Here is a 22025-nt window from a genome sequence, read left to right as displayed (position 1 = left end):
CAAGCGCCGTTTTAGGCCGTCCAGCGTCTCACCGGCTCCGCCGCTCCGTCGAAGCTTGCCTCGAAGATTGGCGATGCGAGCACGGCATGGATGTGAAGCGTGCCGGAAGCCACGTTTCGAAAGCCATGTTTGCGGTGCGCGGGAATGATCAGGGACTGCCCGGCGGCAAGCACGGCCCGTCGGTCGTCGACCCACATTTCGGCTTCGCCGGCAATCACCGTCAGTACTTCCTCGACCATATGCGCATGCGTTGGTGCGCCGCTACCCGGTCCGACCCACTGCTCGAATATGCAAAGGCCCGCCGCGCCATTGGCGGCGGCAACATGCATGCGGGTTTCGACCCCGGCGCGCCACGTTTCGCGCGGCTGATCCTCATGCGAAACAACGTTCATTCCGATATCCCCCTTGTTTCCTGCCCAGGAATACTACCTGTTGCTGACATTCCTTGACAGAAACAGCGGTCAAGACTAGAACGAACAGAGAACAAAAACCTTGTGGGAAAAGCCAGCCTTCGCGGGCATGGGCGAACCGCAGGCTGTAAGGTGAGCGACTTAAAATTTGTTTCGGATGAGCGCGGAGAAGTATGATGGCGGGTAGCGTCAACAAGGTCATTCTGGTCGGCAATCTCGGGGCGGACCCTGAAATCCGCCGCCTGAATTCGGGCGACCCGGTCGTCAACATCCGCATCGCCACGTCGGAAAGCTGGCGCGACAAGAATTCCGGGGAGCGCAAGGAAAAGACGGAGTGGCACAATGTCGTCATCTTCAACGACCAGCTCGCCAAGGTGGCGGAGCAGTATTTGAAGAAGGGCATGAAGGTCTATGTCGAGGGCCAGCTGCAGACGCGCAAATGGCAGGACCAGACCGGCAACGATCGCTACACGACCGAGGTCGTACTGCAGAAATTCCGTGGCGAGCTGCAGATGCTCGACGCGCGCGGCGAAGGCGGCGGCCAGGTCGGCAGTTATGCCGGCGGCGGCAACAGCCGGGGTTCCGATTTCGGCCAGTCGGGCCCGAACGAAGGCTTCAGCCGTGGCGGCGGTGGCGGTTCCAGGGGCGGTGGCGGTGGTTCGTCGCGCGAGCTGGATGACGAGATTCCGTTCTGAAGGTCTCGCAATCGTCGTTTGAGGGGAAGGCGCGATGTCGCTCGGACCGTTGCTGACAGCGCCTCCTCCCATTCCATGGCACGCGTTCGCCGCCTTCGCCGCGCTGGCGATAGGCGGGGCGCAACTGGCATTGCCGAAAGGCACGACACGCCACCGCGTCTTGGGCTATGCCTGGGCCGCGCTGATGCTGGGCGTCGCCGTCTCGAGCTTCTGGATCCAGCAGATACGCCTGATCGGGCCGTTCAGCCCGATCCACATCCTGTCGATCCTGGTGATTGTCACCGCCCCGCTGGCGGTCTGGTATGCGCACACCCATAAAGTGGCCGCGCATCGCAGCGCCATGATCAAGCTCTACCTATTTGCGCTGATCGGCGCCGGCATCTTCACGTTGGTGCCCGGCCGCATCATGCACACGGTCGTATTCGGCCAATAAACAATTTCGAGCGAAAGTGCGTCGCGGTTTCCGTCCGGAATTGCCTATAGTTGATAGTTGCGGCGATAGTCCGCTTGCAAAGCAGCGTCTGAGGAAGATCATCGTGAAAGCACGCGTCAAATGGGTTGAGGAACGCACCTTTGTCGGCGAGTCCGGCAGCGGTCACAAAGTCGTGCTGGGCACGGCGCGTGGGCCGGAAGGCCGGACGCCAGGGCCGAGCCCAATGGAGCTGGTGCTGATCGGCACCGGCGGCTGCTCGGCCTATGACGTGGTCCATATCCTCGAAAAAGGTCGCGAGGCGGTCGAGGACTGCGTGGTCGAGCTGGACGCGGATCGTGCCGAGACGGAACCGCGCGTCTTCACCCGCATCCACATGCATTTCATCGTCAAGGGTCGCGCGATGTCGCACGACAAGGTGAAAAGGGCGATCGACCTGTCGATCGAGAAATACTGCTCGGCCACCGCGATGATGGCCAAGACGGCGGCCGTCACGCATGATTTCGAGGTGGTCGATACAGCAGTGAAATAAGGCAGTAGGGATGCTGCTCAGGCAGCCATCAGCGCCCTGACGCCGTCGGCGACGAACTGCACCGCAAGCGCCGCCAGGATAACGCCGAGCAGCCTCGTCAGGATCGAGCGGCCGGTCTGGCCGAGGATGCGGTCGATGCGCTCTGCCAGCACGAACACCAGAAAGGTGAGCACAAGACAGATCGCGATGATGCCGACCAGCGCCGCTTGCGCGGCAAGGCCCTCGAAGTGTCCTGACAGCAGCACTGTCGCCGATATCGCGCCGGGACCGGCGATCAGCGGGATCGCCAGCGGAAAGGCGGCGATGTTGTGGATCATGTCCTTGGTGATGGCAACGTCGCCGATCTTCTCCTTGCGGTCCTGACGGCGCTCGAACACCATTTCGAAGGCGATGAAGAAAAGCAGGAAGCCGCGGGCGACGCGGAAGGCCGGCAGCGTGATGCCGAACACCGACAGGATCGACGCGCCGGCGACGGCGAACAACGCCATCACCAGAAAGCCGATCAACGAAGCTCGCACCGAGACCTGCTGGCGCTCGTCCCGGTTCATGCCACGCGTGACGGCGAGGAAGAGCGGTGCCAGCCCGGGCGGATCGATGGTCACCAGGATGGTGACGAAGGCGTTGAACAGGGTGTCGAAGCTCGGCATCGCTGGTCCCCTCCCGCCTGGCGAAGCCCAAGCCCTGCATTCGTAGAGCAAAGGGGGAGCGGTGGGAACAGGACGGAGGATTTCAGCCGGCTATTCAGCTTTGCTGCAATAAGCCTCGAGCCGGTAGCCGTCAGGGTCGATTACGAAGGCGGCGTAGTAGTTGTCGCTATAGGCGGCGCGCGGGCCGGGCCGGCCATTGTCCTTGCCACCCGCAAGCAAGGCCGCCGCATGGAAAGCGTCGACGCCGGCGCGTGTCGGTGCGGCAAAGCAGAAGTGCAGGCCGGAGTCCGCGTCGGCCGGGACCGACCGGCCGGCCTCATTGACCCAGAGTTCTACGGTCCTGGCGCCGTAGCCGAGCGAGCCGGGTGACTGGCTGAGGCACGAGTAGCCGAGGGGCTCCAAAGCGGCGTCGTAGAAGCGCTTCGAGGCGCCGCTGTCGCGGACGCCGATCGAGATATGGTCAAGCATCGTTTTCTCCATGATTAAGGTGGTTGATCGGCCGGGCTGGAGTCGAGCGCCGCGCCAGGAACTCGACCTCGGTGCGCCAGGTTTTGCCGCCGTCATGCGAACGCTCGCCAAGCCAGCGGAAGGCGTTCTCGGTGATGTGCGAAAAGCTCCAGCGCACCGAGGAGCCGGTGCCGTCGGCGCCGATCTGAACGATCGTGTCGCCTTCGGCGCGGCCGAGCTGGCGGCTGTAATACTGGTTGCGCGGATCGCTCCAGAAGACATGCCAGGCGTCCGCGCCGGGGTCGTAGACGCGCAGCGTCGAGCCGCAGAAGGTCCATGGCCCGAGAGAGGCTTGCACCCCGGCATTCCGCGCCGGCAGGATCCAGACGTCCTGGACCGCCTTGCCCTCCAGAACCCAGCCGAAATGCACCTCGCCGCGCCCAGTGAGCCTGGTGCCGTCCTCCAGCGTGCGCGTGGCGTCGAAGGTCCAGGCGCCGATGAAGCGGCCGTAGAGTTTGAGCTTCTCGGCGAGATCCGGATTGGGAGCGTCGCTGTGCAGGGCTTCGGCAAAGGGATCGGTCATGGTTGCTGCCTCGTTTGTCAGGAGAGGCGAGCAATAGGGGCATGGCGGGGTTCTGGGCTTGGGAAAAATTGCTATTTTTTCGCGATGGCGACGACTGAGAAAAACCTGGCCTCAGGGCATGGCTGGCAGGTATCCGACGTGATCTGCACGGCTCGCGCCGGCGACCGCCCGTTTGAGGAACAGCATCGCGGTTTCTGCCTCGCCGCCGTGACCAGAGGCACGTTCCGCTACCGGACGCGCCAAGGCACCGCAATGCTTGCTCCAGGCGCCATCCTGCTCGGCAATCCGGGCGCCTGCTACGAGTGCGGCCACGAGCACGGCGCCGGCGACCGCTGCCTCTCCTTCCATTTTTCGCCGGCCTATATGGAGCGCGTCGTCGCCGATGTGCCGGGCGCAAGCCGGCTCGGCTTTGCCGACCCACGCCTGCCGCCCTTGCCGGTGCTGGCGCCGTTGCTGGCGCAAGCGGAGGCGGCGCAGCAAACGGGCGACGGCGAGGCGTTCGAGGAACTCGGTCTGCGCATTGCCTGCGCGGTGGTCGGGGCTGCGGCCAATTCGTCTGAGGTTGCCTGGACACCCAGCGCCCGCGACCAGAAACGCGTAGCCGAGGCGGTGCGTTTGATCGAGCTCAACGCCGATCGCCCGCTTTCGCTGACCGAACTCGCCGACGGCACGGCGACCAGCCCGTATCATTTCCTGCGCACGTTCCGTCATGTCGCCGGCATGACGCCCTATCAGTTCCTGCTGAGGACCAGGCTGCATCGGGCCGCGGTGCGGCTGTGCGCGTCGAACGAAGCGATCTCGACAATTGCTTTCGATGCCGGCTTCAACGACCTTTCGACCTTCAACCGGAGGTTCCGGCGCGAGATGGGAGAAGCGCCCGGCGCCTACCGCCGCAAACGGGCGGGCGGACGCGGGCATTAGCCAAGGCCGTTCGGGATCGACTTGGCCTGCGAGCTCAAAGTGTGGCTTTGGCCATATCGTCGCAATCAGCGGTATCCATTTGAAATTGCCGCCGAAATTGTCTTTGGAAAAGTGTCGTAGCCATTGGAGTTTCAGCCCGGCTTCCTATATAAGCGGCGAATGATTCCCGACTGGATTGTGACCTGATTTGACCGACCAGAAGACACCGCGCGGGCCGGAGGGCGGCCCCACCGGCATCGAGCCGATTTCGATCATCGAGGAGATGCAGCGCTCCTATCTCGATTACGCCATGAGTGTGATCGTCAGTCGGGCGCTGCCCGACGTGCGCGACGGCCTGAAGCCGGTGCACCGCCGCATCCTCTATGCCTCGCATGAGAGCGGCTATCACTGGAACCGCAAATATGTGAAGTCGGCGCGCCCGGTCGCCGACGTGATGGGTAAATACCATCCGCATGGCGACGCCTCGATCTATGACGCGCTGGTGCGCATGGCCCAGGATTGGTCGCTGCGCGTGCCCCTGATCGACGGTCAGGGCAATTTCGGCTCGATCGACGGCGACCCGCCGGCGGCGATGCGCTACACCGAGTCCCGGCTGACCAAGGTTGCGCATGAGCTGCTGGAGGACATCGACAAGGAAACCGTCGATTTCCAGGACACCTACGACGCCTCCGCCACCGAGCCCAAGGTGCTGCCGGCCCGCTTCCCGAACCTGCTCGTCAACGGCTCGGGCGGCATCGCCGTCGGCATGGCCACCAACATCCCGCCGCACAATCTGGCCGAAGTCTGCAACGGCGCCATCGCCATCATCGACAATCCGGCGATCGACCTGCCTGCGCTGATGGAGATCGTGCCCGGTCCGGATTTCCCGACCGGCGGCATCGTGCTTGGCCGCTCCGGCATCTACAATGCCTATTCGACTGGCCGCGGCTCGATCGTCATGCGCGGCCGCGTCAACATCGAGGCGCGCGGCAACGACCGTGAATCGATCATCATCACCGAGATTCCCTATCAGGTGAACAAGGCGGCGATGATCGAGAAGATGGCCGAACTCGTGCGCGAGAAGCGCATCGAGGGCATCTCCGACATCCGCGACGAGAGCGACCGCCAGGGCTACCGTGTCGTCGTCGAGCTCAAGCGCGAGGCGGTCGCCGACGTCATTTTGAACCAGCTTTACCGCTTCACGCCGCTGCAGACCTCGTTCGGCGCCAATATGGTCGCGCTGAACGGCGGCAAGCCGGAAGTGCTGACGCTGATCGACATGCTGAAGGCCTTTGTCGGCTTCCGCGACGAGGTTATCAGCCGGCGCACGAAATATCTTCTGCGCAAGGCGCGCGAGCGCGCCCATGTGCTGGTCGGTCTCGCTATCGCCGTCGCCAACATCGATGAGGTGATCAAGCTGATCCGCACCGCGCCAGATCCGCAGACGGCGCGCGAGCAGTTGATGGAACGGCGCTGGCCATCGCACGACGTCGCTCCGCTGATCCAGCTGATCGATGATCCGCGCCACCGCATCAACGAGGACGGCACCTACAATCTATCCGAGGAGCAGGCCCGCGCCATCCTCGACCTGCGCCTGCAGCGCCTGACCGCGCTCGGCCGCGACGAGATCGCCGACGAGTTAAACAAGATCGGCGCTGAAATCCTTGATTACCTTGACATCCTGTCTTCTCGCGCGCGCATCCAGCAGATCGTCAAGGACGAGCTGATCGCCGTCCGCGACGAGTTCGGCACGCCGCGCCGCACGGAACTCGCCGAGGGCGGGGCGGACATGGAAGACGAAGACCTGATCCAGCGCGAGGACATGGTCGTCACGGTCAGCCATTCCGGCTACATCAAGCGCGTGCCGCTGTCGCTCTACCGGGCGCAGCGCCGCGGCGGCAAGGGCCGCTCCGGCATGTCGACCAAGGAAGAGGATTTCGTCACCCGGCTATTCGTCGCCAACACGCATACGCCGGTGCTGTTCTTCTCCTCGCGCGGCATCGTCTACAAGGAAAAGGTCTGGCGCCTGCCGGTCGGCAACCCGCAGTCGCGCGGCAAGGCGCTGATCAACATGCTGCCGCTCGAGCAGGGCGAGCGCATCACCACCATCATGCCGCTGCCGGAGGACGAGACGAGCTGGGGCGAGCTCGACGTGATGTTCGCGACCACGCGCGGCACCGTGCGACGCAACAAGCTGTCCGACTTCGTCCAGGTCAACCGCAACGGCAAGATCGCCATGAAGCTGGAGGAAGAAGGCGACGAAATCCTCGGCGTCGAGACCTGCACGGACAATGACGACGTGCTGCTGACGGCGAATTCCGGCCAGTGCATCCGCTTCTCGGTCTCCGATGTGCGCGTCTTCCAGAGCCGCAATTCCGTCGGCGTGCGCGGCATCGCCATGGCCGAAACCGACCGCGTGATCTCGATGTCGGTGATCGAACATGTAGATGCTTCACCGGCTGAGCGCGCGGCCTATCTCAAGCGTGCGGCATCCGAGCGTCGGCTTGCCGCCGGCGGTGCAGCCGAGGAGGAAGAGATCGCGCTGACCAATGAGGAGATCGGCGAGGAAGCCGAGCTTTCCGACGAGCGCTACGAATTCCTCAAGATGCACGAGCAGCTTGTGCTGACGGTGACCGAATACGGCTACGGCAAGCGTTCCTCGTCCTATGATTTCCGCCTGACGGGTCGCGGCGGCAAGGGCATCCGCGCCACGGATGTCTCGAAAGTGGCCGAGATCGGCCGGCTGGTCGCGACCTTCCCGGTCGGCAACGACGATCAGATCATGCTGGTATCGGATGGCGGGACCGTCATCCGCGTGCCCGTCGATGGCATCCGCTTCGCCAGCCGTGCCACCAAGGGGGTGACCATCTTCAACACCGCCGAAGGTGAGAAGGTGGTGTCGGTCGAGCGGATTTCGGAGCCGCAGTCGGACGAGGAAGCCGAGCAAGCGCCTTCGGGTGAAGCCGACACCGCAGAAGATTCGGGCGAGGGAAATCCCGAATAGCCTTACTGCGCGCCACCGGCCCTTGGCCGGTGCGATCATGGCTGGAAGTCAGCGGCGGTGGTACAGGTTGCGGCCTACGAAGCCATCGAGCCGCTTGGTGTTGGTCTTGATGCGCACCCGCGCCGCTTCCTGGTGCAACCCGAATGCGGTGGCGATCAGCATCACGATGGTCATTGCAGTGGCAAGCATGTAGATCAGCATTTGCGTGTTCTCCTGCGATCACAACGATAAAGATGGTGCTTTGGTTTCATCTCCTGAAGCGGCAAGCTGGTGAATGCTGTGTGAAGCGTTCGTGATTGTCGCATTCGTCTGTCGTTGACGTCCGTGAAAAGGTTCACGATCGGGCGCAGCAATGGGATTTGCCTTTGTCGGAGAGGCTCGCTAGAAGCCTGCCATGACCGAACGCACCGCCCTTTACGCCGGCTCCTTCGACCCGCTGACCAATGGTCACCTCGACGTGTTGAAGGCTTCGCTTGCCGTGGCCGACACCGTCTACGCTGCAATCGGCATTCATCCCGGCAAGACGCCGCTGTTTTCCTTCGAGGAACGCGTGAAGCTGATCGAGGCCGCGACCAAGGCGGAATTCGGCCGCGACAGCGACCGCATCAAGGTCGTCTCGTTCGATGGGCTGGTCATCGACGCCGCCAGGAAGCATGGCGCCTCGATCATCATCCGCGGCCTGCGCGACGGCACCGATCTCGACTATGAGATGCAGATGGCGGGCATGAACGAGACCATGGCGCCGGAGCTGCAGACGGTTTTCCTGCCGGCCAGCCCGTCTGTGCGCACCATTACCGCCACACTTGTCCGCCAGATTGCGTCGATGGGCGGCGACATCCGCCCGTTCGTGCCGGCGGCGGTCGCAGGCGCCCTCACTGCCAAATTCGCGAAATAGTGCATGTCGCCCAAAGGTGGATCCCGGTTTTGGGGCAACGACATGCACCCAAACAAAGGCTTTCGGAGAACCTCATGCAGCTGAAAAAGCTTGCTTCGTTGCTTGTCGTGCTTGCCGGCGTTTTGGCGGCGTCCTTGCCGGCCTCGGCAGCCGACAAGGAAAACACCATGATCATCACGCTGAAGGACGGTGACGTGACCGTCGCGCTGCGTCCCGATCTGGCGCCGAAGCATGTGGCGCAGATCAAGAAGCTGGTGCGCGAGGGCGCCTATGACAATGTCGCCTTCCATCGCGTCATCGACGGCTTCATGGCCCAGACCGGCGACGTCAAGTTCGGCAACATGAAGAAGGGTTTTAATCCCGAGGCTGTCGGCACGGGCGGATCCGACCTTCCCGATCTGCCTGCCGAGTTCTCGCAGACCGAGCAATTCACCCGTGGCGTGGTCGGCATGGCCCGCTCACAGGACCCGAACTCGGCCAATTCCCAGTTCTTCATCATGTTCGCGCCCGCGCCGAACCTCGACGGGCAGTACACCATTGTCGGCAAGGTGGAGAGCGGCATGGATCTGGTGGACAAGATCAAGAAGGGCGATGAGGCGGACAACGGCACGGTCAAGGACCCGGACCGCATGATCAAAGTCCGCATCGCTGCCGACAGCAAGTAACTGCTCGATTTTCAAAAGGATTTTCTGACATGGCTGAGATCAAGGACCGCGAGAACGCGCTCATCATGGAAACGACCAAGGGCGAGGTCGTCATCGAAATGTATCCGGACCTTGCGCCCGGTCACGTCGCGCGCATCAAGGAATTGGCGCGCGAGGGCGCCTATGACGGCGTGGTGTTCCACCGTGTCATCGACGGCTTCATGGCGCAGACCGGCGACGTCAAGTTCGGCAACTCCTCGAAGCCGACCTTCGCCCCGTCGCGCGCTGGCATGGGCGGCTCCGACAAGCCGGACCTCAAGGCCGAATTCTCCAACGCCAATCACGGCCGCGGCACCTGCTCGATGGCGCGGGCGCAGAACCCGAACTCGGCGAACTCGCAGTTCTTCATCTGCTTTGACGATGCCTCCTTCCTCAATCGCCAGTACACGGTCTGGGGCCAGGTCATCGAAGGCATGGAGAATGTCGACAAGATCAAGCGCGGCGAGCCGGTGCAGGATCCCGACAAGATCGTGTCGCTGAAGGTCGCGGCCGACGTCAAGTAAGGCATAGTACGATGATGGGCGCAGTCTGGTCCCTGCTCGGCATCCTGTCCGGCGCCTTCATCGCCATCCAGGCGCCGATCAACTCGCAATTGGCGCGCGGCCTCGGCCTTCCGGTCGCGGCCGCCGCTTTCTCGTTCCTGTCGGGCGCCGTCGTTCTCGGTATCATCGCGATCGCCGTGGTGAAGCTGCAGGGCCTCTCGCTCGACTGGAAGGCGCCGGCACCCTGGCTGTTCGTCGCCGGCGGCATGCTCGGCGGATTCTACGTCACGCTCTCCACCATTCTTACGCCGCGCATCGGCGCGGCGGCGCTGATGGCCTTCCTGGTCGCCGGCCAACTGATCGCCGGCATGCTGGTCGACCGGGCCGGCTTCCTTGGTGTTGCCGTGCGCGAGGTCTCGCTTGGCCGCGTGGCCGGCGCCGTGCTGCTGCTCGTTGGAGCGCTGCTCATCCGGCTCTACTGATGCGCGTCGATCTTTTCGACTTCGACCTGCCGGAGGAGCGCATTGCGCTGCGCCCGGCGGAGCCGCGTGACAGCGCCAAGCTATTGGTGGTCAAACCGGGCGAAACGCTGCGCGACCGCACCGTCAGCGATCTGCCGTCGCTGCTGAGAGAAGGCGACGTGCTGGTATTCAACGATACCAAGGTCATTCCGGCCCAGCTGAAAGGCATCCGCAAGCGCGGCGAAGCGATGGCGCAGGTCGAGGCCACGCTGCATATGCGGCTCGCGCCGGACCGCTGGCGGGCCTTCATGCGGCCCGGCAAGCGCATCGCCGTCGGCGACCGCATTCATTTCGGCCACGACCAGAATTCCTGCTTTCTCGGCCAGCTCGACGCGACGGTGATCGAGAAAGGCGAGGCGGGCGAGGTGTTGCTCGGCTTCGACCTCTCGGGCGTCTTTCTCGACGAGGCAATGCACGCCGTAGGCCACATCCCATTGCCGCCATACATCGCCTCGAGGCGAGATGACGACGAGCGCGACCGCAGCGACTACCAGACCATCTATGCCAGGGAAGAGGGCGCGGTCGCGGCCCCCACCGCCGGCCTGCATTTCACGCCGGAGCTGTTTGCAGCGCTGGAAGCCAAGGGCATCGAGCGGCGCTTCGTCACGCTGCATGTCGGCGCCGGCACTTTTTTGCCGGTTAAGGCCGACGACACCGCCGACCATAAGATGCACGCGGAAACGGGCTTGGTGAGCCAAGAAACGGCAGACGCGCTCAACGCTGCAAGAGCGCGGGGAGGGCGGCTTGTCGCCGTCGGCACGACCTCGCTGCGCCTTCTGGAAAGTGCTGCGCTTGAGGATGGCAGGATCGAGGCCTGGTCCGGGCCGACCGATATCTTCATCACCCCCGGCTACCGCTTCAAGACAGCTGACATGCTGATGACCAATTTCCATCTGCCGCGCTCGACGCTGTTCATGCTGGTCTCGGCCTTCAGCGGACTGGACGCGATGCGTTCGGCCTATGCGCATGCCATCGAGAGCCGCTACAGGTTCTACTCCTACGGGGACTCCAGCCTGCTTTACCGAGCGGAGACGAGCGATGGACGATGATCTAGAGAGAATGGACCGCGAGGCGCTCATCGCGGAAGTGACAAAGCTGCGCGCCGGTATCCGCGCGCATCGCGATGCGACCGGCCATGATCTCTGCTGGCATCATCCCGACCTCTGGGACCTGCTGCCGGAGAAGACCGAGCCGGCGATCGCCGTGCCGCCGTGGCCGAAATTCATGCGCGGCTGCATCCGCTACCGGCAGTCGCTCGACGAGCAGGCACCCGGCGCCCCGGTGCATGACAAGGAATTCGATGGCTGAGACTTTCTCTTTCAAGCTGCTCGCCACCGACGGCAAGGCGCGGCGAGGCCTCATCAGCATGCCGCGCGGCGAGATCCGCACGCCGGCCTTCATGCCGGTCGGCACCGGCGGCACCGTCAAGGCCATGTATATGGATCAGGTGCGCGGTGTCGGCGCCGACATCATCCTCGGCAATACCTATCATTTGATGCTCAGGCCAGGCGCCGAGCGTGTGGCGAAGCTCGGCGGCCTGCATGAATTCGCGCGCTGGCCGCACCCGATCCTGACCGATAGCGGCGGCTTCCAGGTAATGTCGCTGTCGAAGCTGAGGAAGCTTAGCGAAACGGGCGTCACCTTCCGCTCGCATATCGACGGTGCGCGCTACGAGATGTCGCCGGAGCGGTCGATCGAAATCCAGGGGCTGCTCGATTCCGATATCCAGATGCAGCTCGACGAGTGTACGGCGCTTCCCGCCAAGCCGAAGGAAATCGAGCGCGCCATGGAACTGTCGCTGCGCTGGGCCGAACGCTGCAAGACGGCGTTCGGCGATCAGCCGGGCAAGGCGATGTTCGGCATCGTGCAGGGCGGCGACAGTGCTGTGATGCGCGTGCGTTCGGCGCAGGCGCTGGCGGCTATGGACCTCAAAGGCTATGCCGTCGGTGGGCTGGCGGTCGGCGAGCCGCAGGCGGTGATGCTGGAGATGCTGGACATAACCTGCCCGGAACTGCCGGCCGACAGGCCGCGCTACCTGATGGGCGTCGGCACCCCGGACGACATCTTGAAATCCGTGGCACGCGGCATCGACATGTTCGACTGCGTGATGCCGACGCGCGCCGGCCGCCATGGTCTGGCCTATACGCGCCGCGGCAAGATCAACCTGCGCAACGCCCGCCATGCCGACGATCCGCGTCCGCTGGACGAGGAAAGCGACTGCCCGGCCGCGCGCGACTATTCGCGCGCCTATCTCCATCATCTCGTGCGCTCGCAGGAGTCGCTCGGCGCAATGCTGCTCACCTGGAACAACCTGTCCTACTACCAGAAGCTGATGCAGGACATCCGCGCCGCGATCGAGGCAAAAGCCTTCGAGACGCGCGCTGCCGCGATTTCGGAATACTGGGCGAGGGGCGATCTGCCGGCGCCATGAGCGCTTTTATGTGCTCACCGAAGTCGCGGCGCGCAGGCTGCAGCCGGTGATCTTAAAGCTGCCGTCGGGCTGCTGTTCGAGCGTGTACACCGCCTCATAGTCCTTGCCATCGGGCCCGACGATCAGCACCTGCTGGACGATCGAGGCCGGCCCGGTCTGCTCCACCTTGCCGAAGGAATAGTTCTGCGGCCTGCGCACCGGCGCATAGCCGTTGGTCACCATGTTCATGAAGGTGTCGACGGTCGGGAAGATCCGCTTCACATTTGGCGCGGCGAAGCTGTAGGCGGTGGCGCCGTCATCGGCGAGAAAGGCCTTGAGCTGGCTGTCGATGACTGTTTGCGCCGCTTTGATCTCGGCGTCACCGGCGAAGGCCATGGATGCAAGAACCATCGGAACGAGAGCGAGTGCGAACAATACGCGGCGCATGGCCTGTCTCCAGAATTCGCGTGGAACAACTATCATACGCTGGCCGGCGTGCCGTGGTTTCACCGTTTCGCAGATTTCTTGCCTGCATGGATGCCTCCGCTAGGACCTGACCTGAGGTGTTCCCGAACTGTCCTTGGTGGCGTCCCCGGGCCGGTGTGGCATGCCGATCGCGGAGTTGCGGCAAGCGGCCGCCAAGGCGCGTGCAGCCTGATGCTTGAAAGCCCGTCGCCAGTCTGCCACAAGGGCCGCTCATTCGCGAAGACTGGCAGGACCGGGAAATGAAGGCATTTTTCGTGCAGATAAAGTGCGATCTGGGCAAAGCCTATGAGGTCGCCAGCGCGCTCGCCGATGCCGAGATCGCCTCCGAAATCTATTCGACCGCCGGCAATTACGACCTGCTCGCAAAATTCTATGTCGACGACGAGGAAGACATCGGCCACTTCATCAATGAACGGGTGCAGATCCTGCCTGGAATCAAGGACACCTTCACCATCGTCACTTTCCGGGCGTTCTGATTTGCCGTTTGATGGCCGCTCACCGGGCATGAACTGACCCGGCGTCGCTCCCGCTGCCCTAATCGTAGGCAATTTGCATAGGACGGCCGCCAGCGCCGCCCAAATCATCGATTGCGCTTGATTTTCTCCAGCCGGGCCAGTGAAATGGCTTCAGAGGGGAGTACGCGATTGGCAGCGTTCGACGAAATGCTTCCGGAAGTCTCCGGATTGAGAAGACCATACCAGGCTTATGATCGCTGGCTGAAGGAACAGGACCCGGCCAGGCTCACCCAGAAAATGGAGGACGCCGAACGCGTCTTCCGCAAGACCGGCATCACCTTCGCCGTCTATGGCGAGCAGGAAGCTTCCGAACGGCTGATCCCCTTCGACATCGTCCCGCGCATCATTTCCGGCCAGGAATGGCGCCGGCTGACGCAGGGCATCGAGCAGCGCGTGCAGGCGCTCAACGCCTTTCTCGACGATATCTACCACCGCCAGGAAATCCTGCGCGCCGGGCGCGTTCCCAAGGAGCTGGTGGCGAAGAATGAAGCGTTCCTGCCGGAGATGATCGGTGTGAGACCGCCGGCCGGCGTCTACACCCACATCATCGGCGTCGACATCGTGCGCATCAGCGAGAATGAATTCTACGTGCTCGAGGACAATGCCCGCACGCCGTCGGGCGTCTCCTACATGCTGGAGAACCGCGAGACGATGATGCAGCTCTTCCCGGAGCTGTTCCAGCAGATCAAGGTGCGGCCGGTGGAGAACTATCCGCAACTGCTGCGCCAGTCGCTGGCGGCGGTGCGGCCGCAGAGCGCAAAGGGCGCGCCGACCATCGCGGTGCTGACGCCGGGCAGCTACAACTCCGCCTATTTCGAGCACGCCTTCCTCGCCGACCAGATGGGCGTGCAACTGGTCGAAGGACAGGATCTGCGCGTGGTCGACGGCCATGTCACGATGCGCACCACCGAGGGCTACAAGCAGATCGACGTGCTTTACCGGCGCGTGGACGACGCCTTCCTCGATCCGCTGACCTTCCGGCCGGATTCCGCGCTCGGCGTGCCGGGCATCATGGATGTCTATCGGGCCGGCAACATCACCATCGCTAACGCGCCGGGCACCGGCATCGCCGACGACAAGGCGATCTATTCCTACATGCCCGAGATCGTCGAGTTCTACACAGGCCGCAAGGCGATCCTCGGCAACATCCCGACCTGGCGCTGCTCGGAACCCGACAGCCTGAAATATGTGCTGGAGCACATCGGCGAGCTTGTCATCAAGGAAGTGCACGGCTCCGGCGGCTACGGCATGCTGGTCGGCCCCGCGGCGACCAAGAAGGAATGCGAGGCGTTCGCCAAGAAGCTGCAGGCCAAACCCGGCAACTACATCGCCCAGCCGACGCTCGCGCTGTCGACATGCCCGATCCTGACCGAGAAGGGGCTCTCGCCGCGCCATGTCGATCTCAGGCCTTATGTGCTGGTTTCGGATCGTATCCAGATCGTCCCGGGCGGCCTGACTCGCGTCGCGCTCAAGGAGGGGTCGCTTGTGGTCAACTCCTCGCAAGGCGGTGGGACGAAGGATACGTGGGTGTTGGATGATTAAAGAGCGAATAGCGAATAGCGAATAGCGAATAGGGAAAGAGGGGGATCCGACGCAATCAATTCTTACAGGGACCTAATTGTTTGGAAGGTGGCCAAGCTGACGAAATCGGAAAAATGCTGCGATCGATGATCAGGAGCCTTCAACAGAGATCATGAAATCTTTTTTTCGCTACTCGCTACTCACTATTCGCTATTCGCTCGACACCGGAGCAAGCTGACATGCTTCTCGGCCGCACCGCCAACGGTCTCTACTGGATGAACCGCTATATAGAGCGGGCCGAAAACATGGCGCGCTTGGTCGATGCCGGCCTGCGCATGGCGCTGACGCGGACGCAGAACGCGTCGGAGGAATGGAACTCCGTGCTGCTCAGCGCCGGCTCCGACCTGGCCTTCTCGCAGAAATACCAGGACTACACTGTCGCCAACGTCTCGGATTTCCTGCTGCGCGACACTTCGAACCCGTCGAGCACGATGGCCTCGATCGAGACGGCGCGCAACAATGCGCGCATGGTGCGCACGGCGCTGACGCGCGAGACCTGGGAGAGCATCAACGAGGCCTGGATGTCGCTGAAGCGGATGCTGGCACGGCCGATCGACGAGCGCGATCTGCCGACGGTGCTCGATGCGATCAAGCGCGAGACGGCGCTGATCCGCGGCTCGTTCTACGGCACGATGCTGCGCAACGAGATCTTCGACTTCTCGCAGCTCGGCACCTATGTGGAGCGCGCCGACAACACGGCCCGCATCCTCGACGTGAAATACTATGTGCTCTTGCCGTCGATCTCCTGGGTGGGCTCGACACTCGACAATTATCAATGGGAATCGATCTTGCGCTCGGTGTCGGCGCACCGCTCCTACCGGTGGGTGTATGACGCGGACTACAAGCCGACCAACATCGCCGACTATCTGATCCTCAATGTCCGTATGCCGCGCTCGCTGACCTTCTGCTATCGCTTCCTCGGCGAGCATTTGAGATTCCTCGCCGACGACTATGGCGAGCGCCATGCCTGCCACGCCACCGCCGAGAAAATTCAGACGATGCTGAAGAAGGGGTCGATCAAGGATATTTTCGACCACGGCCTGCATGAGTTCCTGGCGGAATTCATTCGTGACAACACTAGGCTGGGGGATGAGATCGCCCTGGACTACCGGTTCTACTGAGCGCTGGAGAGACAGGCGCCATGCGGCTCAAGATCACACACCGGACCGAGTACCGCTACGATGCACCGGTGCAGTACCTGTTGCAGCGACTGCGCCTGATGCCGGTCAGCGGATCGACTCAGACGGTTGCGTCCTGGGTGATCAAGATCGACGGCGCGCGAGAGGAGGTTCGCTTCACGGACCATTTCGGCAATGACACGCGGCTGGTGAGCGCCGAGGGCGGCCAGCACACCATCATAGTCGAGGCGGCGGGCGAGGTGACGACGCGCGACACTGCCGGTGTGTCCGGTGTGCATCATGGTTTCGCGCCGCTCTGGCTTTTCAGCCAGCAAACGCCGCTTACGACCGTCGGCGACGGCATTCGCGACCTGGCCGCTTCGGTCGGGGAGGGGACGGATATCGACAGGCTGCACAAGCTGATGGGCGCGATCCGGGAGCGCGTCGCCTATAAGCCCGGGACGACCAGCGCCGTGACGCCGGCGGAAGAAGCGCTAACGCTCAAGGCCGGTGTCTGCCAGGATCACAGCCACATCTTCACCGCCGTGGCGCGCGTGATGGGCTTCCCCGCGCGCTATATCAGCGGCTATCTGATGATGGATGCCTCGGTCGAGCAGGCGGCAAGCCATGCCTGGGCCGAAGCGCATGTGCCGAGCCTGGGGTGGGTTGCCTTTGATCCCGCCAACGGTATCTCTCCCGACGAACGCTATGTAAGAGTGGCGACGGGTCGGGACTATCGCGATGCCTCGCCTGTGTCGGGAATACTGCTGGGGCAAGCGGAAGAGAAGCTTGCCGTCACCGTCACGGTAGAGCAGTAGTCTCTGCCGAGATTCACCAGAAGAGCGACCATGACCTATTGCGTCGGCCTCAAGATCGATCGTGGACTCGTGTTCATGTCGGACACGCGCACCAATGCCGGCATGGATTCGATTTCGACCTTCAGGAAAATGCATGTCTGGGAAGAGCCTGGCGAGCGCGTCATCGTGCTGATGTCTGCAGGCAATCTTGCCACGACGCAAGCCGTGGTCAGCCTGCTGGACGAGCGCAACAAGGCGGCCGGCGACCGTCACGAGAAGCTGCTCGAGACCCCGTCAATGTACCAGACGGTGCGGCTGGTCGGCGAGACGGTGAAAGAGGTGATCGCACACTCTTCGCCCGCCGGCGATCAGGCGGATTCCTATTTCAACGCCTCCTTCATCCTCGGCGGCCAAATCAAGGGCAGCCAACCCCGGCTGTTCATGATCTATCCCGAGGGCAATTTCATCGAGTCGACCGACGACACGCCATTCTTCCAGATCGGCGAGACCAAATACGGCAAGCCGATCATCATCCGTGCCTATGACCGTACGATGAGCCTGGCCGAGACGGTGAAGCTGCTGTTGGTCTCCTTCGACTCGACGCTGAAGTCGAACCTGTCGGTCGGCCTGCCGCTCGACCTGCTCTTCCTGGAACTGGATGCTTTCAAGGTCGGCCTGAAGAAGCGGATCGGTCATGACGACCAATATTACCGAACCATATCAGATGGCTGGTCCAACGCGCTAAAGGCGGCCTTCGCCAGCCTGCCCGATTTTCCCGGCTAGGGCGTTCGCCTACGAAGCGCATTATATTTAACATGTTAATTAAATGTCGAAGTGGCGGGCCGATCAAGGTCCGGCGGCTGCTGAGAGGATACATGGACAAGAAAGAATTCCGCGATTGGTCGAGGCGAGCCGCGGATTGGGGCGTGGACTACCGGTCCAGCCTGCGCGATCGTCCGGTGCGGCCGGCGATCGCGCCCGGCGACATATTCAGGAGCATCGAAGAGTCGCCGCCCGAGACGGCCGAGCCGATGGAAAAAATCTTCGCCGATTTCGAAACGAAGATCGTGCCCGGGATGACGCATTGGCAGCATCCGCGCTTCTTCGCCTATTTCCCGGCCAACGCGGCTCCGGTCTCGGTGGTGGCCGAGTATCTCGTGTCGGCGATGGCCGCGCAGTGCATGCTGTGGCAGACCTCGCCGGCCGCGACAGAGCTCGAGACGCGTATCGTCGACTGGATGCGCCAGGCGCTGGGCCTGCCCGAAGGATTCTCCGGTGTCATTCAGGATTCGGCTTCGTCGGCGACGCTTGCCGCGGTGCTCACCATGCGCGAGCGGGCGCTTGACTGGCAGGGAAACAGACAAGGTCTCGCCGGCCAGGCGAAGCTGCGTGTCTATTGCTCCAACCAGGTTCACACCTCGATCGACCGAGCGATCTGGGTCGCCGGCATCGGCGAGGAGAATCTCATCCGTATCCCGGTAACCGGTCGTTTTCGCGCGATGGATACGGCGGCGCTCGAGGCGGCAATTATCGCCGATCGCGAGGCCGGCCTGCTGCCGGCGGGCATTGTCGCCTGCGTCGGCGGCACCAGCACCGGCGGCACCGACGACATCGCTGCCGTAGCGGCCGTGGCGAAGCGGCACGGCCTTTACCTGCACGTCGATGCGGCCTGGGCCGGGTCGGCGATGATCTGCCCGGAGTACCGGCATTTCTGGGCCGGTGTCGAGAGCGCCGATTCCATCGTCTTCAATCCGCACAAATGGCTCGGCGCGCAATTCGACTGCTCGATCCAGTTCGTCAGCCAACCGGAAGACCTTGTGCGCACGCTGGCCATCAAGCCGGACTATCTCAAGACCAGAGGTCATGACGGCATCATCAACTATTCGGAATGGTCGGTGCCGCTTGGCCGCCGATTCTGTGCGCTGAAACTCTGGTTCCTGCTGCGCGCCCACGGACTGGAAGGATTGCGCAAGATGATCCGAAACCATGTAGCCTGGAGCGAGGGACTTGCCGCACGCCTGGCCGGGGAAGCGGATTTCGAGTTCGTCACCGAGCCGATGTTGTCACTGTTCTCGTTCCGCCATCGCGCTCCTCAGGGTGCCGATCCAGACGAGCACAATTTGCGTCTCGTCGATGCCATCAACACGGACGGACGCATCTATTTGACGCAGACGCGCGTCGATGGTCGGGTGGCGATCCGCTTTCAGGCAGGACAGTTCGAGACCACGGCCGGCGATATTGATGCGGCCTTCGATGTCGTCACAGAGATTGCGCGCCGGCTTACCATTGAGGCAACAAACTGATTGCAGACCGGTTTGCCTTTGCGAGAAGGTGAATTTCCTTGGCCGGCTGTCCCTTTCCATCACTTTCGTTTTCCGATATAGACGGAAAAAACGAAAATGAAGGATAGCGGATGTTCCTTTCGCCCCGTCACGCCGAGATCATCCAGATGGCGAAGGACAACGGCCGGGTGCTGGTCGACGATCTGGCGACACATTTCAGCGTGACGCCGCAGACCATCCGCAAGGACCTCAACGATCTCTGTGACCAGCGGCTGCTGACGCGCATCCATGGCGGGGCGCTGTTCCCGTCCGGCATCGAGAACATGGAATACGAGGCGCGGCGCAAAATCGCTGCCGATGAGAAGGAGGCGATCGGCCGCGCGGCGGCCAGGCTCATTCCCGACAACGCCTCGCTGTTCATCAATATAGGCACCACGACGGAAGCTGTCTCAAAGGCGCTTCTCGACCATAACGGGCTTATGGTCATCACCAATAACATCAACGTTGCCAATAGGATGCGGATCTATCCTTCGATCGAGGTGGTGATCGCCGGCGGCGTTGTACGCGGCTCCGACGGCGGCGTCGTGGGTGAGGCCGCGGTGGATTTCATTCGCCAGTTCAAAGTCGACTACGCCGTCATCGGCGCCTCGGCCATCGACCATGACGGCGCGCTGCTCGACTTCGACTTTCGCGAAGTGAAAGTGGCGCAGGCCATCATCGCCAATGCGCGTCATGTGATTCTCGTCTCCGACCGGACAAAATTCGAGCGCACGGCGCCGGTTCGCATTGGTCACCTGTCGCAGGTGAACACCTTCATCACCGACCGTTGCGACATCCCTTCGGTGCGCCGGATTTGCGAGGAAACGGAGGTTCGTTTGATCGAGACAGCGCTCGGATAACGTCTCTTCACGGACATCTCACGCACCTGTGATATTTCGTTTGACATTCGGATCGAGTTCGAAATAATCCCGCCACGGTTTCGCGAAACACAAAAATGGTGCAATGCGAAATCGTGGAGGAACCCTGTGGACGCATCTCCGATCCATGACATTTTTGTCATAGGCGGCGGCATCAATGGCTGCGGCATCGCCCGCGACGCCGTTGGCCGCGGATTTTCCGTATACCTCGCCGAGATGAACGATCTCGCCAGCGGGACTTCCTCCGGCTCGACCAAACTGATCCATGGCGGGTTGCGCTATCTCGAGTTCTACGAATTCCGGCTGGTGCGCGAAGCGCTGATGGAGCGCGAGGTTCTGTGGAAGAACGCGCCGCATATCATCTGGCCGATGCGCTTCGTGCTGCCCTACGCCAAGGGCCTGCGTCCGGCCTGGCTGATCCGGCTCGGCCTTTTCCTTTACGACCATATCGGCGGGCGCAAGCTGCTGCCGGCGACCAAGACGCTGGACATGGCCACCGATCCGGCCGGCAAGCCGCTGAAGCCGCTGTTCCGCAAGGCGTTCGAATATTCGGACGGCTGGGTCAACGATGCCCGCCTCGTGGCGCTCAATGCCCGCGACGCGGCCGACCGCGGCGCCGTCATCCGCACTCGCACCAAGGTGGTCAGCGCGCGCCGCGAGAGCGGGCTGTGGACGATCAAGATCCAGAACGTGCTGACCGGCGAGATCGAGGAAGTCCGCGCGCGTCTTCTCGTCAACGCCGCCGGGCCGTGGGTCGATCAGGTATTGGCAAAAACCGTCGGCCAGAACGATGTGCACAATGTTCGGCTGGTGCAGGGCAGCCACATCGTCATCGGCAAGAAGTTCGACGATCCGCGCGCCTATTTCTTTCAGAACAAGGACGGACGCATCATCTTCGCCATTCCTTACGAAGAAGAGTTCACGCTGATCGGCACCACCGACCGCGACTTTCCCGGCGATCCGCATGAGGTGAAGATCAGCGATACCGAGATCGACTATCTTTGCGCCGCCGCGAGCGAATATTTCGCCCAGCCGGTCAAGCGTTCGGACATCGTCTGGACCTATTCGGCGGTGCGCCCGCTTTATGACGACGGCGCCTCGAAGGCGCAGGAGGCGACGCGCGACTATGTGCTGAAGGCCGATGGCGGGGAGGGTGCCGCCCCCTTGCTCAACGCCTTCGGCGGCAAGATCACCACGTTCCGCCGGCTGGCGGAATCGATGTTGGAGAAGATCGAAGGCTTTCTCGGCAAGCGCGGCAAGCCATGGACCGCCAACGCGCCGCTGCCCGGCGGCGATTTTCCGGCGACGGGGTTCGACGAGCAGGTATCGAGGCTCAAGAACGCCTATCCGTTCCTCGACCAACGGCTGGCACGCAGGTTGACCCGGCTTTACGGCACGCGCGCGGAGAAGCTGCTTGGCCTCGCCAAGTCGAATGCCGATCTCGGCCGCAATTTCGGTGCCGACCTCTACGAAGCCGAGGTGCGCTACCTGGTCGAGAACGAGTGGGCGATCACCGCCGAGGACGTGCTGTGGCGCAGGACCAAACGCGGCCTGCATTTCAGCCGCGAGCAGACGGCGGCATTGGAAGAATTCATGCGCGGGTTAAGCAGCCGCCATGTCGCCGCGGCGGAATGAGGATCGAGCGCTGATGCGCAAGGCCTGGGAGGAG

At 62.8% G+C, this 22025-nt stretch carries 26 protein-coding genes; 20 read left to right on the top strand and 6 right to left on the bottom strand.

Annotation, left to right across the window (positions count from 1 at the left end; translation table 11 throughout):
• Positions 1-11: 11 nt before the first annotated feature.
• Positions 12-392, bottom strand: a complete 381-nt coding sequence (locus tag EOD29_RS23155; RefSeq protein ID WP_245457297.1) for a cupin domain-containing protein — start codon at positions 390-392, stop codon at positions 12-14.
• Positions 393-586: 194 nt separating this feature from the next.
• Between EOD29_RS23155 and EOD29_RS23150 the strand changes: the two genes are divergently transcribed.
• The 3 genes from EOD29_RS23150 to EOD29_RS23140 all read left to right on the top strand — a co-directional run bounded on the left by EOD29_RS23150 (position 587) and on the right by EOD29_RS23140 (position 2067).
• Positions 587-1105 carry a single-stranded DNA-binding protein gene (locus EOD29_RS23150; protein ID WP_067319755.1) on the top strand — a complete coding sequence of 173 codons (519 nt, stop codon included), beginning with the start codon at positions 587-589 and terminating at the stop codon, positions 1103-1105.
• Between the two features lie 34 nt (positions 1106-1139).
• Positions 1140-1538 (top strand): DUF2306 domain-containing protein, encoded by a 399-nt coding sequence (locus tag EOD29_RS23145; protein WP_127247996.1) that lies wholly within the window; start codon positions 1140-1142, stop codon positions 1536-1538.
• A gap of 103 nt (positions 1539-1641) precedes the next feature.
• The gene (locus EOD29_RS23140) at positions 1642-2067 is read left to right on the top strand and encodes an OsmC family protein (protein ID WP_067319759.1); all 426 of its coding nucleotides are present in this window, start codon (positions 1642-1644) and stop codon (positions 2065-2067) included.
• 17 nt (positions 2068-2084) lie between these two features.
• Here the strand turns inward: EOD29_RS23140 and EOD29_RS23135 are convergent, their stop codons facing one another.
• The 3 genes from EOD29_RS23135 to EOD29_RS23125 all read right to left on the bottom strand — a co-directional run bounded on the left by EOD29_RS23135 (position 2085) and on the right by EOD29_RS23125 (position 3744).
• A complete protein-coding gene (locus EOD29_RS23135) occupies positions 2085-2714 on the bottom strand; it encodes a MarC family protein (protein ID WP_127247995.1) in 630 nt (209 codons plus the stop codon).
• A 90-nt stretch (positions 2715-2804) separates the two neighbouring features.
• The gene (locus EOD29_RS23130; RefSeq protein WP_127247994.1) at positions 2805-3182 is read right to left on the bottom strand and encodes a VOC family protein; all 378 of its coding nucleotides are present in this window, start codon (positions 3180-3182) and stop codon (positions 2805-2807) included.
• Positions 3175-3744, bottom strand: coding sequence for a hypothetical protein (locus tag EOD29_RS23125; protein WP_127247993.1), 570 nt, complete (start codon positions 3742-3744; stop codon positions 3175-3177). The genes EOD29_RS23130 and EOD29_RS23125 overlap by 8 nt, the downstream gene beginning before the upstream one ends.
• Before the next feature lie 84 nt (positions 3745-3828).
• On the opposite strand from EOD29_RS23125, the gene EOD29_RS23120 reads away from it, so the two are divergent.
• Both EOD29_RS23120 and gyrA read left to right on the top strand, forming a co-directional pair.
• On the top strand, positions 3829-4665 hold the full coding sequence (locus EOD29_RS23120; protein ID WP_127247992.1) for an AraC family transcriptional regulator: 837 nt from the start codon (positions 3829-3831) through the stop codon (positions 4663-4665).
• A gap of 187 nt (positions 4666-4852) precedes the next feature.
• Entirely contained in the window at positions 4853-7648 is a 2796-nt protein-coding gene (gene gyrA / locus EOD29_RS23115; RefSeq protein ID WP_127247991.1) for a DNA gyrase subunit A, read from the top strand.
• Between the two features lie 48 nt (positions 7649-7696).
• On the opposite strand, the gene EOD29_RS23110 is transcribed toward gyrA, so the two are convergent.
• The gene (locus EOD29_RS23110; protein ID WP_082953674.1) at positions 7697-7849 is read right to left on the bottom strand and encodes a hypothetical protein; all 153 of its coding nucleotides are present in this window, start codon (positions 7847-7849) and stop codon (positions 7697-7699) included.
• A 193-nt stretch (positions 7850-8042) separates the two neighbouring features.
• Between EOD29_RS23110 and coaD the strand changes: the two genes are divergently transcribed.
• The 7 genes from coaD (at position 8043) to tgt (ending at position 12681) form a co-directional block, all read left to right on the top strand.
• A complete protein-coding gene (gene coaD, locus EOD29_RS23105; protein ID WP_095780560.1) occupies positions 8043-8543 on the top strand; it encodes a pantetheine-phosphate adenylyltransferase in 501 nt (166 codons plus the stop codon).
• 167 nt (positions 8544-8710) lie between these two features.
• Complete coding sequence (locus tag EOD29_RS23100; protein WP_245307383.1) at positions 8711-9208, top strand: peptidylprolyl isomerase; 498 nt, start codon at positions 8711-8713, stop codon at positions 9206-9208.
• Between the two features lie 29 nt (positions 9209-9237).
• Positions 9238-9750 carry a peptidylprolyl isomerase gene (locus tag EOD29_RS23095; RefSeq protein ID WP_066992487.1) on the top strand — a complete coding sequence of 171 codons (513 nt, stop codon included), beginning with the start codon at positions 9238-9240 and terminating at the stop codon, positions 9748-9750.
• An 11-nt stretch (positions 9751-9761) separates the two neighbouring features.
• Complete coding sequence (locus EOD29_RS23090) at positions 9762-10211, top strand: DMT family transporter (RefSeq protein ID WP_066992491.1); 450 nt, start codon at positions 9762-9764, stop codon at positions 10209-10211.
• Positions 10211-11299 carry a tRNA preQ1(34) S-adenosylmethionine ribosyltransferase-isomerase QueA gene (gene queA, locus EOD29_RS23085; RefSeq protein ID WP_095800791.1) on the top strand — a complete coding sequence of 363 codons (1089 nt, stop codon included), beginning with the start codon at positions 10211-10213 and terminating at the stop codon, positions 11297-11299. The genes EOD29_RS23090 and queA overlap by 1 nt, the downstream gene beginning before the upstream one ends.
• Positions 11289-11558 carry a hypothetical protein gene (locus EOD29_RS23080; RefSeq protein WP_095780556.1) on the top strand — a complete coding sequence of 90 codons (270 nt, stop codon included), beginning with the start codon at positions 11289-11291 and terminating at the stop codon, positions 11556-11558. Before queA ends, EOD29_RS23080 begins: the two co-directional genes overlap by 11 nt.
• Positions 11551-12681 carry a tRNA guanosine(34) transglycosylase Tgt gene (gene tgt, locus EOD29_RS23075; protein WP_127247990.1) on the top strand — a complete coding sequence of 377 codons (1131 nt, stop codon included), beginning with the start codon at positions 11551-11553 and terminating at the stop codon, positions 12679-12681. The genes EOD29_RS23080 and tgt overlap by 8 nt, the downstream gene beginning before the upstream one ends.
• A gap of 6 nt (positions 12682-12687) precedes the next feature.
• Here the strand turns inward: tgt and EOD29_RS23070 are convergent, their stop codons facing one another.
• Entirely contained in the window at positions 12688-13107 is a 420-nt protein-coding gene (locus EOD29_RS23070) for a DUF4864 domain-containing protein (RefSeq protein WP_066992501.1), read from the bottom strand.
• Between the two features lie 278 nt (positions 13108-13385).
• Here EOD29_RS23070 and EOD29_RS23065 point away from each other — a divergent pair, with 278 nt between their 5' ends.
• From EOD29_RS23065 to glpD, 8 genes are all read left to right on the top strand, one after another.
• On the top strand, positions 13386-13622 hold the full coding sequence (locus EOD29_RS23065; RefSeq protein ID WP_066992504.1) for an Lrp/AsnC ligand binding domain-containing protein: 237 nt from the start codon (positions 13386-13388) through the stop codon (positions 13620-13622).
• A 168-nt stretch (positions 13623-13790) separates the two neighbouring features.
• A complete protein-coding gene (locus EOD29_RS23060) occupies positions 13791-15203 on the top strand; it encodes a circularly permuted type 2 ATP-grasp protein (RefSeq protein WP_066992507.1) in 1413 nt (470 codons plus the stop codon).
• A gap of 218 nt (positions 15204-15421) precedes the next feature.
• Positions 15422-16363 carry an alpha-E domain-containing protein gene (locus EOD29_RS23055; protein WP_066992511.1) on the top strand — a complete coding sequence of 314 codons (942 nt, stop codon included), beginning with the start codon at positions 15422-15424 and terminating at the stop codon, positions 16361-16363.
• 20 nt (positions 16364-16383) lie between these two features.
• Complete coding sequence (locus EOD29_RS23050) at positions 16384-17178, top strand: transglutaminase family protein (protein WP_127247989.1); 795 nt, start codon at positions 16384-16386, stop codon at positions 17176-17178.
• 30 nt (positions 17179-17208) lie between these two features.
• Positions 17209-17940: a peptidase gene (locus EOD29_RS23045; RefSeq protein WP_066992517.1), complete on the top strand. Its 732-nt coding sequence runs from the start codon at positions 17209-17211 to the stop codon at positions 17938-17940.
• A 92-nt stretch (positions 17941-18032) separates the two neighbouring features.
• Positions 18033-19460, top strand: a complete 1428-nt coding sequence (locus tag EOD29_RS23040) for a pyridoxal-dependent decarboxylase (protein WP_127247988.1) — start codon at positions 18033-18035, stop codon at positions 19458-19460.
• A 110-nt stretch (positions 19461-19570) separates the two neighbouring features.
• Positions 19571-20338: a DeoR/GlpR family DNA-binding transcription regulator gene (locus tag EOD29_RS23035; RefSeq protein ID WP_066992523.1), complete on the top strand. Its 768-nt coding sequence runs from the start codon at positions 19571-19573 to the stop codon at positions 20336-20338.
• Positions 20339-20464: 126 nt separating this feature from the next.
• Complete coding sequence (glpD, locus tag EOD29_RS23030) at positions 20465-21991, top strand: glycerol-3-phosphate dehydrogenase (protein ID WP_067319781.1); 1527 nt, start codon at positions 20465-20467, stop codon at positions 21989-21991.
• Positions 21992-22025: the final 34 nt, after the last annotated feature.

The organism is Mesorhizobium sp. M1A.T.Ca.IN.004.03.1.1, from assembly GCF_003997555.1.
Taxonomy (GTDB): Bacteria; Pseudomonadota; Alphaproteobacteria; order Rhizobiales; family Rhizobiaceae; genus Mesorhizobium.
The sequence above is the reverse complement of the archived record's forward strand: the minus strand, read 5'-3'. Positions and strand labels throughout refer to the sequence as shown.